The following is a 13370-nucleotide window of genomic DNA, read 5'->3' on the forward strand; positions in this document are numbered from 1 at the left end:
CCGGCTGGAGAACGGCGCTTTCGACCATGCCCCCTCCCCAACCCCATCCGCCCCGTCATCCCGGCGTCCGCCGGGATGACGGATTGGAGAGAATGGCGCTGGGGCCGTTGTCCTCTGCGGTGCAGCCGGTTTGGCTGGACGACTATTAGTGCTTGTGGCCGTGGCCGTCGCCATGATCGTGGTCGTCATCACCGTGGCCACCCTGCAACCGGTGCATCGCCTCCAGCACGTCGTCCATCCGTGCGGGATCGCCGATCGCCAGCACATGGCCTTCGCTTGCCGCCGTCAGCGGATCGCCGCTCCAGTCGCACATCATGCCCCCTGCCCCCTCGACCACCGGTACCAGCGCCGCGAAGTCGTAGAGCTTGAGGCCGGATTCGCAGACCACGTCGAGATGGCCGCTCGCGAGCAGGCCGTAATTATAGCAGTCGCCGCCATAGACCGGGCCCTGCCGCGGGTTGCCACCCGAGATCGCCGCGACCAGCGCCAGGTAAGGCTGTACGTCGACCTTGTCGAAGAGGTGCGGGCTGGTGGTGGCGATCGTCGCGCCGGCGAGTTCGCGGCAGGCGCGCGTCCGGACCGGTACGCCGTTGAGGGTGGTCGGACGGCCGGCGACTCCCACCCAGCGCTCGCGCTGAACGGGCTGGTCGATGATGCCGAGCACCGGCCAGCCATCCTCGACCAGCGCGATCAGCGTGCCGAAGATCGCGCGTCCCACCGTGAAGCTGCGCGTGCCGTCGATCGGATCGAGCACCCACTTCCGGTTGGTGACGCCCGCTTTCTCGCCAAACTCCTCGCCGACGATGCCGTCGCCCGAGCGTTCGGCGTCGAGCAGGCGGCGCATTGCGGTCTCGGCCTCGCGGTCGGCGCGGGTGACGGGGGATTGGTCGTCCTTGATCTCGACGCCGTGCTCATGGCGGAAATAGGGTCGGATGACGTGGCCCGCAGCATCCGCGAGGCGGTGCGCGAGGTCGATATCGGCTTGGGTTACTGGCATTGATCCAGCCTATCGAGCCGGGACGTCACGGGCAATGGACGGATCGCTCGGTCGAGCGTAGGTCGTTGCAATCCAACCGGAGTATCGTCCATGCGCCTCGTCTCGACTCTCGCCGCCGCCGCCCTTCTCGCGGCAACGCCCGCATTCGCGGCGCTCGCGCCCGGCGCCCGGGCTCCCGACTTCACGACGCGCGGCGCCATCGCCGGCAAGGTGTTCACCGTCCACCTCGCCGAGCAGCTGAAGAAGGGCCCGGTCGTGCTCTACTTCTTCCCGGCGGCCTATACCGGTGGCTGCAACGCCGAGGCGCATGCGTTCGCCGAGGCGATTCCGGCGTTCACCAAGGCAGGCGCGACGGTGATCGGCATGTCGGCGGACAATGTCGAGACGCTCAGCAAGTTCTCGGCGGAGAAATGCGCAGGCAAGTTCGCGGTCGCCAGCGCCGGGCCGACCGTCGTCAAGGGCTATGACGTCGCGCTCGGCAAGCAGATCTCGGGTCGCGACGTCACCAAGCGTACCAGCTACGTCATCGCCAAGGACGGCCGCATCGCCTTCGTCCATGACGAGATGAACCCCGAGGCGCACGTCGCGACGACGCTGGCCGCCGTCCAGAAGCTGACGGGCAAGTAAGCCGCCCGGAACGCTGGAGGAAACTTCCGAACCGGCAAATCATTGCCGGTTCGGTGACGCTATCCTAACCCTTTCGGGTCTATCGCGGTGTTGGGACGCGGAGGGTAACATGCGGGACGCGCTGGCAGCGAAGCCAACGAGCGATACAATGCCGGACGACACCCTGTTCGAGCGAATCGGCAGCTTTCTCGACGAGCAGCGGCTGAGCCCGGACCCGGCGCACTATGCGTTTGCGTTCGCCGTGCTGTCGGCGCCGGGCGGGCCGCTCGCCGATGCGGTGGCACGATTGACCGAGCACGGCGTGCGCCTGACGCGGAACGACATCGAACGACTCGGCGGGCGCGTGGTCGATGGCCCGCCCCTGGTGCGGACGCGCCGCGACGCGACGACCCCCGATACGCCGAACGACGCCGCGAGACATAGCGAGGCGCGCACCGCGATCGCGCTGGTGCTCGAGACCCAGCAACAGGTCGATGGGTTCGCGCGCATCATGCGAACGATGCAGGACGAGACGCGCGGCTTCGGGCAGGATCTGGCCAAGAGCGCGAAGGCGATCACGCAGATGGCGGAGATCGACGAGATCACCCGGATCACGAGTTCGATGATCGCGCGAATCCGCGACAGCGAGGTCCGGCTGGCGGAGGCCACCGCGGAGACCGACGCGTTGCGCGCCAAGCTTGCCGAGGCGCGCGATACCGCGCGCCGCGACGTGCTGACCGGCCTGCCCAACCGCCGCGCGTTCGAGGAGGCGTTTGCCGAGCGCGATCCCCAGGGCGGGCCCTATTGTCTGGCGGTATGCGACATCGATCGGTTCAAGCACGTCAACGACCTGCACGGCCACGGCGTCGGCGACCGGGTGCTGACCGCGATCGGTCAGGCGATGGCCTCCGAATGCGCGCCGCACCTCGTCGTGCGGCACGGTGGCGAGGAGTTCGCGGTGCTGCTGAGCGGCGTCGATCTCGCCGATGCGGCCGAACTGCTCGATTCGGTGCGCGCGACGGTCGCGGGCAAGCGCTACCGCAACCGCGAGACCGATACGGCGCTGGGCATGATCACGTTTTCAGCCGGAATCACCGCGATCCGGTCCGACGAACCGGCGGAAACCGCGTTCGAGCGGGCCGACCGGCTGTTATATACCGCCAAGGAACAAGGCCGCGATCGGGTCTGTGCCGGCTGATCCCGGAGATTGGCGTGAATTGCTGTGGGAACATGGTGCGTTTTCCCAATTCGCGCGCGGGCTGAACAGGAAACCCAGCAATTTCAGCAACGTAAGAAACTGGCACGGGGTATGCAATTCATTCGACATGGGAGGCTGGATGGTCCGGCAGCCCGAACATCGAAGGAAAATCCCATGTCGCTTCGTTTCGAAACCGCTCAGCGCATCGCTCTCTCGTTCGTCGGCGCGCTCTTCTTCGCTGCCATCGCCGTCAGCGCTGCAACCCCGATCATCCCGATCGCCTGATCCCTCCGGTACAGGAGTTTCATCATGAACCGCAGCATCCTCATCGGCCTCGCCGCCTTCTCGACCACGGTCCTGCTGATCGTGACACATACCGGCGCCGTACTCGCCTGAAGACCGGGGTACTCGACCAACGATCTGGGCGCCGGCCTATGCCGGCGCACCCATCCCCACCGGCCCGACCGGTGCATCCTCTTCCCGCGAATATGTGCCGATCAACAGCCCCGCCGCCAGCACGTGCCCGGTGATGGCCTCGATCACGGCCGAGCGCCCGGGCGTATCGCCGGGATCCCCTGCCCCCGCGCCGACCGCGAACAGCTGGAACGCGTAGCGATGCTCGCCGTGCCCGCTGGGTGGATCGGGCGGCAGCCAGCCTTCGCGGAGGTACGAATTACGGCCAACGTCACGGCCTGACGCATCGCCCTCACCGTCAGCAGCGATCGCACCTTCCGCCAGACGACCCGAATCCGCTTCGAGACCCCAGACGATCGCGTGCACCAGGGGTTGCGGCGCCGGTGCGTCGGGATCCTCGACGATCAGCACCATACGCTCGGTGCCGGCTGGCGGCGTGCTCCAGACGAGTGGCGGCGAGACGCCTGCGCCATCGCCCTCTGCATCGGCCGTGAACCGCGGCGGCAGCCGGGCCTCATGCGCGAATGCCGGGCTGGTGAGGTCGAGCGTCTCGAAATTCCGGCCGAGCTGGACGATGGCGAGCTTGTCCGCACCAGCGCGCAGGCCGCTCATCGCATTGCCGAGCCAGGCGGGGATATGTTCGAGCATGAATCAAGCCTCCGAGGGACAGGCCGCGTAGCGACGCACGGGCGCGGCACCGGCATACCAGTCGCTGCGATTGCCCATCGTCGCGGCGTCGTGATGACAGACTTCGGTCTTGCCGCGCTTGGGGTCGACGAGCACCGCCCAGTTGTGATCGCCGCAATTATGCTCCTCGCAGCCCCAGGCAGCAATGCGGTTGCCGACCGTGAAGATCGGCGTCGCCGGCCCCGAGCGACCGCGGATCGTCTCGCGCAGCTTCGCGTCGCCGACCGCGTTGACGAGGCCGGTGGCGACATCGGTGCGATCGTAGAAATCGACGCCGTCGACCGCGTCGTGCGGGTATTTGCCGACATAGGCCGTGATCGGCGTGGTCTGGGCCTGGCCGGGGATCGGCGTTGGCGCGCGCGTCTCGGGCGGCGTAAAGCCGCTCGCCGCCGCGGTGTTGGTGGGATCGTCCTTCTTCGCGCACGCGCCGAGCAACAAAGGTGCGGCGAGAAGCGCAGCCGTGATCATGATCTTCATGGCAAATCCTCGTTCGTTACGGGTGCAACGCATCGGCGGGCATGACAGTTGCGGCGACGGTGCGGGGTGACCATCTGCAGGGCATGACGCATGATCTCGACCGCTTCGTCGCCGCGCAGGACGGCGTGTATCCGCAGGCTTTGGCCGAGTTGCGTGCCGGGGCGAAACGCAGCCACTGGATGTGGTTCGTGTTCCCGCAGATCGCCGGGCTTGGGCAGAGCACGATGGCGCGGACCTATGCGATTGCCGGCGCGGACGAGGCGCGGGCCTATCTCGCGCATCCGGTGCTGGGCGCGCGGCTGATCGAGGCGACGGCGGCAGTGACAGGCGCGCGCGAATCCGCCGAGGCGATCATGGGTGGAATCGACGCGGTGAAGTTGCGGTCGTCGATGACGCTGTTCGCGGCGGTCGCGACCGATCCGACGCCGTTCCGTGCGGCGCTTGAGCGGTTCTTCGGCGGGATGCCGGACGAGGCGACGCTCCGATTGCTGTGATAGGAGGCGCACGCCTGATGCGATAAGAGGCGCACTCGCGCTCGCAAGGGTGTACGATGCCGCGGGGCCTTCCGCCCCATGAGGTGTCGTCATGGCCAAGAGCCAGAAGAAATCGAGCAAGGAAGTCCGCAAGCCCAAGGCCGAAAAGGCACCCAAGGCCAATGCGTCGAACCCGACGACCAAAGGCAAGGCCGTGGAAATGACGACGCTCAACTAAGCGGCGTAAGGGCGTACGCGAGCGACGTTACCCTCAACCTTCCAACGACCAAGTGGAACGACTCTCCCCCGCCAGGGGGAGGTGGCGCGAAGCGACGAAGGGGGCGGATACGCGACAGCGGTTGTCGCCGGCCTCCCCTCCGTCTGGCAAGTGCCAGCCACCTCCCCCTTGCGGGCGAGGATTGCGGTAAGGCTTAGTCCAATGCCGCGCGGATGGCGGCGGCAGCTACGAAGGGTGCGCCGGCGATCAGGACGAGGCTGACGGCCGCGAGGAGCTTGATCGCGCCCGCCCCGCTCGCAGGATCGAGCGAGCCTGCGCCGAAGATCAGCAGCGGCACGGCGAGTGGCAGCATCACCAGCCCCGTCACCGCGCCGCCACCACGGACGCCCGCAACCAGCGCGCTGGTGACGACGGCGAGCGCGGCCAGGCCCGGCGTGCCGATCAGCAGGCCGATCTCGACTCGCAGCAGCGTCTCGCCCGACAGGTTGAGCAGGCCGGCGGCGATCACCGCGGCGAGCATCAGCGGCGGGCCGAAGCCGAGCCAGTGCGCGATCGTCTTGGCCGCCGCGACCGCGGTCATCGACAGGCCACGCACCGCGAACTGGTCGAACACGCCCGCCTCGAGATCCGGGCCGATCAGGCGTTCGACCGGGAGCAACGCCGCCAACAGCGCCGCGGTCCAGATCACGCCGCCGCCGATCCGCGCGAGCAGGGCTGCATCGGGCCCGATCGCGAACGGGAACAGCGTCGCGACCAGCAGGAAGAACGCGACGACCAATGTGGCGCCGCCACTCGACACGCTGCGGCGGAGGTCGCGGCGGATGAGTGCGATCACAGGGCGATCTCCTGCGCGCCCGGCATCGCGAGCGGAAGATGCGTGGCGACCAGTGCGATGCCGCCGGTCGCGCGATGCCGTGCGATCAGGGTTTCGAGGCGTGCGACGGAGACCCTGTCGAGCCCGTTGGCGGGTTCGTCGAGCAGCCAGACCGGCGCTTCGCTGGCGGCGACGCGCGCGATCGCGGCGCGGCGGCGCTGCCCGGTGGAGAGCAGACGGACGGGGATCTCGGCCAACGCCGTCAGGTCGAGGGCGTTGAGCGCGCGCGTAACGCGGGCTTGAGGATCGGGTGCGTGGTCGAGCGTCGCCCAGAAATGGAGCGCCGCGACGAGCGTCCGGTCGGTGTCGAGTGCGCTGGCTTCGGTCAGCAACGCCTTGGCCGCATCGCCGGTAACCATGCCTTCGAAAGCGCCAAGCAGACCGGCGGCGATGCGGATCAGGCTCGACTTGCCGATGCCGTTGGGGCCGGTGACGACCGCCGCGTCACCGGGGCCGAGATCGAACGACACGCTCGAGAACACCAGCTTTCCGCCCCGTACGCACGCGACGTCGCGGAACGAGAGACTCACGTGGCCGAGTCTTCTGCGGCATCTTCCAGCGCGTGCATGTCGTCGTCGCTGAGGCCGAAATGATGGCCGATCTCGTGGATCGTGACATGCGCGACGAGGTCGTCGAGGCGAACGCCGGTCTCGATCCATTCCTCCAGGATCGCGCGGCGATAGAGGACGATGCGATCGGGCATCGCGCCGGAGTCCATCGACGATTTTTCGCCGAGCGGACGACCGTGATACAGGCCCGACAGGTCGAGCGGGTGCTCCAGGCCGAGTGCGGCGAGCGTCTCGTCGTCGGCATAGTCCTCGACCGCGAAGACGATGTCACCGAGATGCGCTGCGAACTGCGCGGGCAGCCTGACGATCGTCGCGCGGCAGATCGCCTCGATCGTGTCGGCGTCCGGGGCTTCTCCACGCAATGATGCTTGCTCGCTCATGCCGCCAGCCATAGTCGTTGCCCGAGGATAGCGGCAAGGGAAACGCGAATGATCGAAGCGCTGAACGAGACCGAGCGGGCCGAGGCGCTCGATGGGCTGGACGAGTGGGATTACGACGATGGACGCGATGCGATCACGCGGACGATCGTGTTCGCCGATTTCGTCGAGGCGTTCGGCTTCATGACCCAGGTCGCGCTGATCGCCGAGCGCGCGAACCATCATCCGGAGTGGAAGAACGTCTGGAACCGGGTCGAGATCTTGCTGACCACGCATGACGCGGGTGGCCTTTCTCCACGCGATATCGAAATGGCCGAAGCGATCGACGCGATCGTCGGCGACGCCTGAGCTTCTCTCGATCCTCCCCCGCAAGGGGGAGGCGGCTGGCTCTTGCCAGACGGAGGGGGAGGTAAGGAATAACCGCTGTTGCGTGTCCTCCCCCTCCGTCACCTTCGGCGCCACCTCCCCCTTGCGGGGGAGGACCAGTAAGAGTCACCCCCGTGTCATGCTGCGGCGCATGCGTTTGCGTAGCGCGCCCGGCATCCATCTGGCGGCGAAGGCCATGCGGTGCGCGGTCTTGCCGACATAGGTGTGGACCTTGTCGCCGTGCACCGCCTCCCATGCCGCCTCCGCGACCTTGTCGACGCCGGTCAGCTCCAACCCTGCCCCGGTCACCGTCTCGCGGATCGAATGGTTGGTTTTCCCCGCGGCGGAATCCAGCAGCGGCGTGTCGATGAAGCTCGGGACGATCGAGCGCACCTTGATGCCATCCGCCGCCCATTCGCCGTCGAGCGCCTCGGTGATCGCGCGGACGCCGAACTTGGTCGCGGAATAGGGCGCTAGGCCCGACGAACCGTAGATCGCCGACGCCGACGCGGTGTTGAGCAGGCAGGATCCCGGCGTGCGCTTGAGATACGCATGGCCGATCCGCGCACCGTTCAAGGCGCCGACCAGGTTGATCGCGATCACCCGGTCGATCTCGGCGAAGTCGGTCTCCGCGAGTGGCCCACCCGAGCCGATGCCGGCATTGTTGAACAGCACGTCGAGCCGCCCGCCGGTGGTCGCGACGAACGCATCGAGGCAGGTCACCCACGCATCGCGGTCGCGCACATCCATCTGGTAGGTGGTCGCCATGCCGGCGGGGAGCAGCACCGCGGTCTCGGTCAGGCCGGCGGCGTTGACGTCGGCGAGGCCGACCCGCCAGCCTTTCCGCGCGAACAGGACCGCGGTGGCGCGGCCGATACCGGATCCGCCGCCGGTAATGAAAATGCTCTGTTGGCTCATCGCCCTCTCCCATTTGATTTTGCGGTATGTTTCCCGCATCCTGCACGCAGATGCCAGATCAAATTCCAGCGCTCGCTTTCGAACGCGTCACCAAGCGATACGGGTCGACGATCGCGGTCGACGCCGTGTCGCTCGACATTGCCCGCGGCGCGTTCGTCGCGCTGGTCGGAACCTCGGGGTCGGGCAAGTCGACGCTGCTCAAGACGATCAACCGGCTGGTCGAGCCGAGCGAGGGCCGCGTGACGATCGATGGCGCGGACGTCGCCGCCGAGCCCGCGCCCGAACTGCGCCGGCGGATCGGTTACGTGTTCCAGAATATCGGCCTGTTCCCGCACATGACGATCGCCGAGAACATCGCGATCGGATTGCGCATCGCCGGGCGCTCCGACGAGGCGAAGGTCGGCGAACTGCTCGACCTCGTCGACCTGCCGCGCGACATCGCCGGGCGGATGCCCGACGCGCTCTCGGGCGGCCAGCGCCAGCGCGTCGGCATTGCCCGCGCGCTCGCGCCGGGCGCGAAGCTGTTGTTGCTGGACGAGGCGTTCGGTGCGCTCGATCCGGTGACGCGCGATGCGCTGGGGACGCGGATCCGCGAGTTGCACGATCGGCTCGGGCTGACGACGATCCTGGTGACGCACGACATGGCGGAGGCATTGCTGCTCGCCGACCGCGTTTTGGTGATGAAGGCGGGGCGCATTGTCGCCGATGCGACGCCGGCCGAACTTGTCGCGGGCAAGGGTGGCGACGAGGCGCAGGCGCTGGTCCAGGTGCCGCGCGCGCAGGCCGAACGCTTGCGAGCCCTCGCATGAGCGCGTTCCTCGACGCACTCGCCCGCGTGCCGCCGCTGCTCGCCGCGCATGTCCTGCTGTCGGCGTCGGCGCTGCTGCTGGGAATCGCGATCAGCTTGCCGCTAGGGATCTGGTCCGCGCGCAACGCCAATGTCGCACGCGTCTCGCTCGGGTTCGCCAGCCTCGTGCAGACGATCCCAAGCCTCGCGCTGCTCGCGCTGTTCTATCCGCTGTTGCTCAGTCTCTCCGCGCTGGTCGGCGGGGGGATCCCCGCGCTCGGCTTCCTGCCGTCGCTGATCGCGCTGACGCTGTATGCGTTGCTGCCGATCATCCGGAATGCGGTGGCAGGGCTGCACGGGATCGATCCGGCGGTGATCCAGGCGGCGGATGCGGTCGGGATGACGACAGCACAGAAGCTGCGGCTGGTCGAGGCACCCCTGGTCGCACCCGTGCTGATCGCGGGCATCCGGACCGCGGCGGTTTGGACGATCGGCGCGGCGACGCTGTCGACGACGGTTGGCCAGCCAAGCCTCGGCGACATGATCTTCGCAGGGTTGCAGACGCAGAACTGGGCGCTGGTGCTGGCCGGCTGCGTGTCCGCCGCCGCGCTGGCACTGGCGGTCGACGCGCTGATCGGCGGGATCGAATACGGCATCCGCGCGCGGCGGCGGTGGTTGTGGATCGCTTGCGCCGTCGTGCTGGTAGCCGGGACAGCGATCGCGACGCTCCCGCTCTGGCCGAAGAGCGGCGGCGACCGGACGGTGGTGGTCGGCGCGAAGAACTTCTCCGAGCAATATATCCTTGCACGGCTGATCGGCGATCGGCTGGAGCGCGCGGGCTACACCGTCGAGTACCGCGACGGGCTGGGTTCGGCGGTGGTGTTTGGGGCGCTCTCGGGCGGGGATATCGACGTGTATGTCGATTATGCCGGCACGATCTGGGCGAACGAGATGAAGCGATCAGACGTACCCGAGCATGGTGCGATGGTCGCGGCGATCCGGGATTGGGCGAAGCGCGAGCACGATGTCGGGCTGATCGGATCGCTCGGGTTCGAGAATGCCTATGCGTTCGCGATAAAGGGGGCGGACGCCAAGGCGAAGGGTATTTCCAGCCTAGACGATCTGGTGAAGGCCGCACCCGGCATGACGCTCGGCAGCGACCTGGAGTTTCTCGAGCGGCCCGAATGGGCGGCGGTCAAGCGCGCCTATCCGCTGCGGTTCGCCAAGACCACGCCGTACAGCCCGACGTTCATGTACCGGGCGCTGGAGAGCGGGAATGTCGACGTGATCTCGGCATTCTCGTCGGACGGGCGGATCGCGGCGGATGGGCTGGCGGTGCTGAGCGATCCGCGGCGGGCTATTCCCGGGTATGACGCGATATTGATGGTGGCGCCGAAGCGGGCTGGCGACACGAAGTTCGTGGGTGCGCTGAAGCCGCTGGTCGGGCGGATCCCGGTCGAGGCGATGCGGGCTGCGAATTATCGGGTGGACCGGGATGCGGACAAGCAGACGCCCGAGGCCGCGGCGCGGTGGCTGGCGGGGAAGGTTGGGCTGTAATCCCTCGCCCCTCCGGGGAGAGGGAAGGAGGAGCACTTGCGACGGGAGGGTGAGGGGCTGTTGTCGGAAGTGTCCCGAGCCTCACGCCCCTCACCCTCCCACCCGCAAGAGCGCGCGGGCCCCTCCCTCTCCCCGGAGGGGAGAGGGTTTCGGGTCAGAAGAACAGTTTGCGGATGCTGAGTCTTACCGTGCGGCCTAGCGGGTCGAGATAATCCGGCTGGTAGTTATTGGGCGTCGCCCCGGTCGCGTCAGTCACGCGCTGGCGGGTGTTGAGGACATTGTCGACCGACAGGCTGACGCGCATGCCGCGCAGCCACGGGTGCGCCTTCACCCATTCGAGGCGCTGGCCGAGATCGGCGAACAGGCGGGCGTTCGCGGTCGCGAGACCACCGAAGTTGAGCGTCTCGGGTGCCGCCAGCGTGCCGCCGTTGACGCGCGTGCCGGTCGCGTAATTGGCCGACACGCGCGCGCCGATACCGTTGTTGGTGTAGCCGGCCTGCGCCTCGAGCTCGTGCCGCGACTGGCCGCCGCTGCTGCCGATCGCATCGCCCTTCAGCAGGTTCAGGCTCGGGCCGCCGTTCGCGACCAGCACCCGGTCGGTGAAGTGCCAGGTGTGATAGACCGCGAACTGAACGCGCCCCCCGGCCTGTCCGCCGCGCCCGCCAAAGCCGCCGGGACCGCGTCCGCCTCCACCACCAGGCCCGCCACCGCCCGGACCACCACGCGCGCCATCGCCGCCTGCTCCCTCCGGAGGCCGGAAGCCGCCGGGTGGTCGCAACCCCTCGAACGGGTTGGGCCCGGTGCCGGCACGGTAGGCCTCCAGCTCCTTCTGGACCTTCGATTTGAGCGGCGCGGAGAAATTGATGCCCCAGCGCAGTTCGGATCGCTCGCTGCTGGCGAAGTTGATCGGGCGGCGGTCGACCTGCAGCAGATTGCCGCCCGCATCGCGGACGAAGCGATCGGGGAACGCCGCCTCGATCGCAGCGGTCGCCGACGGGAACGCCGCGATCGGGTTGTCGACCTGGCTCTCGACGTAGTTCGCGGTGATCGACAGGTCCTTGGCGGTCCACGGCTTCAGCGTCAGCCCGACCTTCTTCACGTGGTTGTTGTCCGCGACGAGCCCGGCGTTGCCGCCGCTGATCGTCGTGACGGTCGCGGTGGTGCCGCGCACATAATCGAAGATGCGGACGTTCGGCGTGGTGATCGACGGGTTGCCGAGCTGTTGCGCGGTCGGCGCCTCGTCGGTGTCGGTGACCGAGGCAATCACCCGCACGCCCTCGATCGGCGACCAGTTCGCGCCGTAGCCGAGCGTGGTCAGCGTGCCGAAATCCGACAGATGATCCTCGGCGATGTTGAAGTTCGCCGACAGCGTGCCGAGGAACGGCAGCACGTCCTTCGACCGGCTGGTGAGCGGGAGATCGACGTTGAGCTGGCCATTGACCGTGTCGCGCGACACCTGTCCGGTCTGATCGAGCCCCGCGCGGTACGAGCGGCTGTTGAAATCCGCGGTTTCGGCGCCAAGCTTGATCGTCGTCGAGATCGCGCCCGCGGGCAGGTTGAACAAGTTGCCGTTGACGACCGCATCGACCCCGCCCGTGCTCTGGCTGGCATAAGCCCGGTTGCCGGGCGCAGCGCCGATGTCGCTGGCAGTGAGGCGATTGAACGGGCTGGCGGTCGGATCGCCGGCCGCGAGCCTGGCGTTGAACGCGGTCGCGTCGACGCCGGTTTCGGTGAAGGTCTGCGTATCGCTGCGGTCGTAATTGCCGGTGACGTTCCAGCGCCACGTCCCGACATCGCCGTTGAGCGTGGTGCCGAGGTGCGCGGCGATCGACGACACGCGCTGTGCGAGCGGGAGGAAGCCGTCGTCGTCGAGCGCGCGGTTGACGACCGTGCCGTCGGCCAGCGTCAGCGCAGCGACCGGCAGGCCGTTGAGGCTGCGGCTGTCGGTCGATTCGAGGCGCCCGTTGATGGTCGCGCCGACGTTGCCGAAGATGTTGCGCGCATAGACGCTGTTGGCCGTGAAGGTGCTGGTCGCGGCCTGGAGGCTGCGGAATGGCGTCGGATCGATCGCGGTGCCGTTCGCGCCGACCGCCGTGGTGGTCGTGGGCGTGATATCGCGCTCAGCCTCGGTCAGTCCCGAGGTCGAGGTGTATTCGACGTGCAGGTTGAGGCGACGGTCCCGGGCAATGTTGAGCATGTCGAGCTCGCCCTGCGGCGTGTTGCTGCCGCCCTCGGTCGGCATCTTGTCGGTCGCTTCGGCGGTCACCGCGCGGAAGCGGCGGCGCAGGACGAAGTTCACGACTTTCTGGTCGGCGCGATAGCCGTATTTGAGCGCGACTTCCTCGGGCAGGATCTCGACCCGCTGGATCGCCTCGGTTGGGATGTCGCGGATCTCGGAGAAGCTGGAGATGCGGCGACCGTTGAGCAGCACGACCGGCGCGCCGCCGCTGCCGCGTCCGCTGGTCGTCTGCGGGCTGAGTTCGGTCAGCAGGTCGGAGATCGAGCTGACGCCGTAGGAGCGGATTTCGGCCTGCCCCAAGGTCTGGTCGGGCGGGATGTCGCCGACCACCGAGCCCGGCAGCTTGCGCGATCCGGTGACGACGATGTCCTCGGACTCGGCAGGCTCCTCCTGCTCCGTCGCTTGCGCCGCCTGCGTGGCCGTCGACGCGGGAGCCTGTTGTGCAGCCGCCATCGCGGGCATGCTCACCGCCAGAACCAGACCCAATTTACGCATACCCGTTCCACCCCGATGATCGACCGTCGATCGAGCATGCGACTAGCGGGGAATTGTCGCAGGATTGTGCCGGTTCGGTATCGAAACTACCGCAACCC

General features: G+C 67.9%; 15 protein-coding genes. 7 read left to right on the forward strand and 8 right to left on the reverse strand.

What is annotated here, in order from left to right:
- Positions 1-145: 145 nt before the first annotated feature.
- Positions 146-997: an inositol monophosphatase family protein gene (locus AC3D24_RS12145; RefSeq protein ID WP_489030966.1), complete on the reverse strand. Its 852-nt coding sequence runs from the start codon at positions 995-997 to the stop codon at positions 146-148.
- Between the two features lie 90 nt (positions 998-1087).
- On the opposite strand from AC3D24_RS12145, the gene AC3D24_RS12150 reads away from it, so the two are divergent.
- Together AC3D24_RS12150 and AC3D24_RS12155 are read left to right on the forward strand one after the other, a co-directional pair.
- Entirely contained in the window at positions 1088-1624 is a 537-nt protein-coding gene (locus AC3D24_RS12150) for a peroxiredoxin (protein WP_489030967.1), read from the forward strand.
- A 148-nt stretch (positions 1625-1772) separates the two neighbouring features.
- Complete coding sequence (locus AC3D24_RS12155; RefSeq protein WP_489030969.1) at positions 1773-2801, forward strand: GGDEF domain-containing protein; 1029 nt, start codon at positions 1773-1775, stop codon at positions 2799-2801.
- 432 nt (positions 2802-3233) lie between these two features.
- Here AC3D24_RS12155 and AC3D24_RS12160 read toward each other — a convergent pair whose 3' ends face one another.
- Together AC3D24_RS12160 and AC3D24_RS12165 are read right to left on the reverse strand one after the other, a co-directional pair.
- On the reverse strand, positions 3234-3863 hold the full coding sequence (locus AC3D24_RS12160) for a YbhB/YbcL family Raf kinase inhibitor-like protein (protein ID WP_489030971.1): 630 nt from the start codon (positions 3861-3863) through the stop codon (positions 3234-3236).
- A gap of 3 nt (positions 3864-3866) precedes the next feature.
- Positions 3867-4379: an Ivy family c-type lysozyme inhibitor gene (locus tag AC3D24_RS12165; protein WP_489030973.1), complete on the reverse strand. Its 513-nt coding sequence runs from the start codon at positions 4377-4379 to the stop codon at positions 3867-3869.
- A gap of 41 nt (positions 4380-4420) precedes the next feature.
- Here AC3D24_RS12165 and AC3D24_RS12170 point away from each other — a divergent pair, with 41 nt between their 5' ends.
- Together AC3D24_RS12170 and AC3D24_RS12175 are read left to right on the forward strand one after the other, a co-directional pair.
- Positions 4421-4873 (forward strand): DUF1810 domain-containing protein, encoded by a 453-nt coding sequence (locus AC3D24_RS12170; RefSeq protein ID WP_489030974.1) that lies wholly within the window; start codon positions 4421-4423, stop codon positions 4871-4873.
- Between the two features lie 91 nt (positions 4874-4964).
- Entirely contained in the window at positions 4965-5090 is a 126-nt protein-coding gene (locus AC3D24_RS12175) for a hypothetical protein (protein ID WP_423326662.1), read from the forward strand.
- A 193-nt stretch (positions 5091-5283) separates the two neighbouring features.
- On the opposite strand, the gene AC3D24_RS12180 is transcribed toward AC3D24_RS12175, so the two are convergent.
- From AC3D24_RS12180 to AC3D24_RS12190, 3 genes are read right to left on the reverse strand one after another with little or no spacing between them, the layout of a single operon-like run.
- The gene (locus AC3D24_RS12180) at positions 5284-5925 is read right to left on the reverse strand and encodes a heme exporter protein CcmB (protein WP_489030976.1); all 642 of its coding nucleotides are present in this window, start codon (positions 5923-5925) and stop codon (positions 5284-5286) included.
- Positions 5922-6494 carry a heme ABC exporter ATP-binding protein CcmA gene (gene ccmA / locus AC3D24_RS12185; protein WP_489030978.1) on the reverse strand — a complete coding sequence of 191 codons (573 nt, stop codon included), beginning with the start codon at positions 6492-6494 and terminating at the stop codon, positions 5922-5924. The genes AC3D24_RS12180 and ccmA overlap by 4 nt, the downstream gene beginning before the upstream one ends.
- Positions 6491-6913, reverse strand: a complete 423-nt coding sequence (locus AC3D24_RS12190; protein WP_489030979.1) for a metallopeptidase family protein — start codon at positions 6911-6913, stop codon at positions 6491-6493. Before AC3D24_RS12190 ends, ccmA begins: the two co-directional genes overlap by 4 nt.
- Before the next feature lie 48 nt (positions 6914-6961).
- On the opposite strand from AC3D24_RS12190, the gene AC3D24_RS12195 reads away from it, so the two are divergent.
- Entirely contained in the window at positions 6962-7258 is a 297-nt protein-coding gene (locus tag AC3D24_RS12195) for a 4a-hydroxytetrahydrobiopterin dehydratase (protein WP_489030981.1), read from the forward strand.
- 144 nt (positions 7259-7402) lie between these two features.
- Here AC3D24_RS12195 and AC3D24_RS12200 read toward each other — a convergent pair whose 3' ends face one another.
- Complete coding sequence (locus AC3D24_RS12200; protein ID WP_489030983.1) at positions 7403-8194, reverse strand: SDR family oxidoreductase; 792 nt, start codon at positions 8192-8194, stop codon at positions 7403-7405.
- 50 nt (positions 8195-8244) lie between these two features.
- On the opposite strand from AC3D24_RS12200, the gene AC3D24_RS12205 reads away from it, so the two are divergent.
- Together AC3D24_RS12205 and AC3D24_RS12210 are read left to right on the forward strand one after the other, a co-directional pair.
- Positions 8245-9003, forward strand: a complete 759-nt coding sequence (locus AC3D24_RS12205) for an ATP-binding cassette domain-containing protein (protein WP_489030985.1) — start codon at positions 8245-8247, stop codon at positions 9001-9003.
- Positions 9000-10538: an ABC transporter permease/substrate-binding protein gene (locus AC3D24_RS12210; RefSeq protein WP_489030986.1), complete on the forward strand. Its 1539-nt coding sequence runs from the start codon at positions 9000-9002 to the stop codon at positions 10536-10538. The genes AC3D24_RS12205 and AC3D24_RS12210 overlap by 4 nt, the downstream gene beginning before the upstream one ends.
- A 154-nt stretch (positions 10539-10692) precedes the next feature.
- Here AC3D24_RS12210 and AC3D24_RS12215 read toward each other — a convergent pair whose 3' ends face one another.
- Positions 10693-13272 carry a TonB-dependent receptor gene (locus AC3D24_RS12215; protein WP_489030988.1) on the reverse strand — a complete coding sequence of 860 codons (2580 nt, stop codon included), beginning with the start codon at positions 13270-13272 and terminating at the stop codon, positions 10693-10695.
- Positions 13273-13370 lie beyond the last annotated feature (98 nt).

The organism is Sphingomonas sp. SL1004, assembly GCF_057815015.1.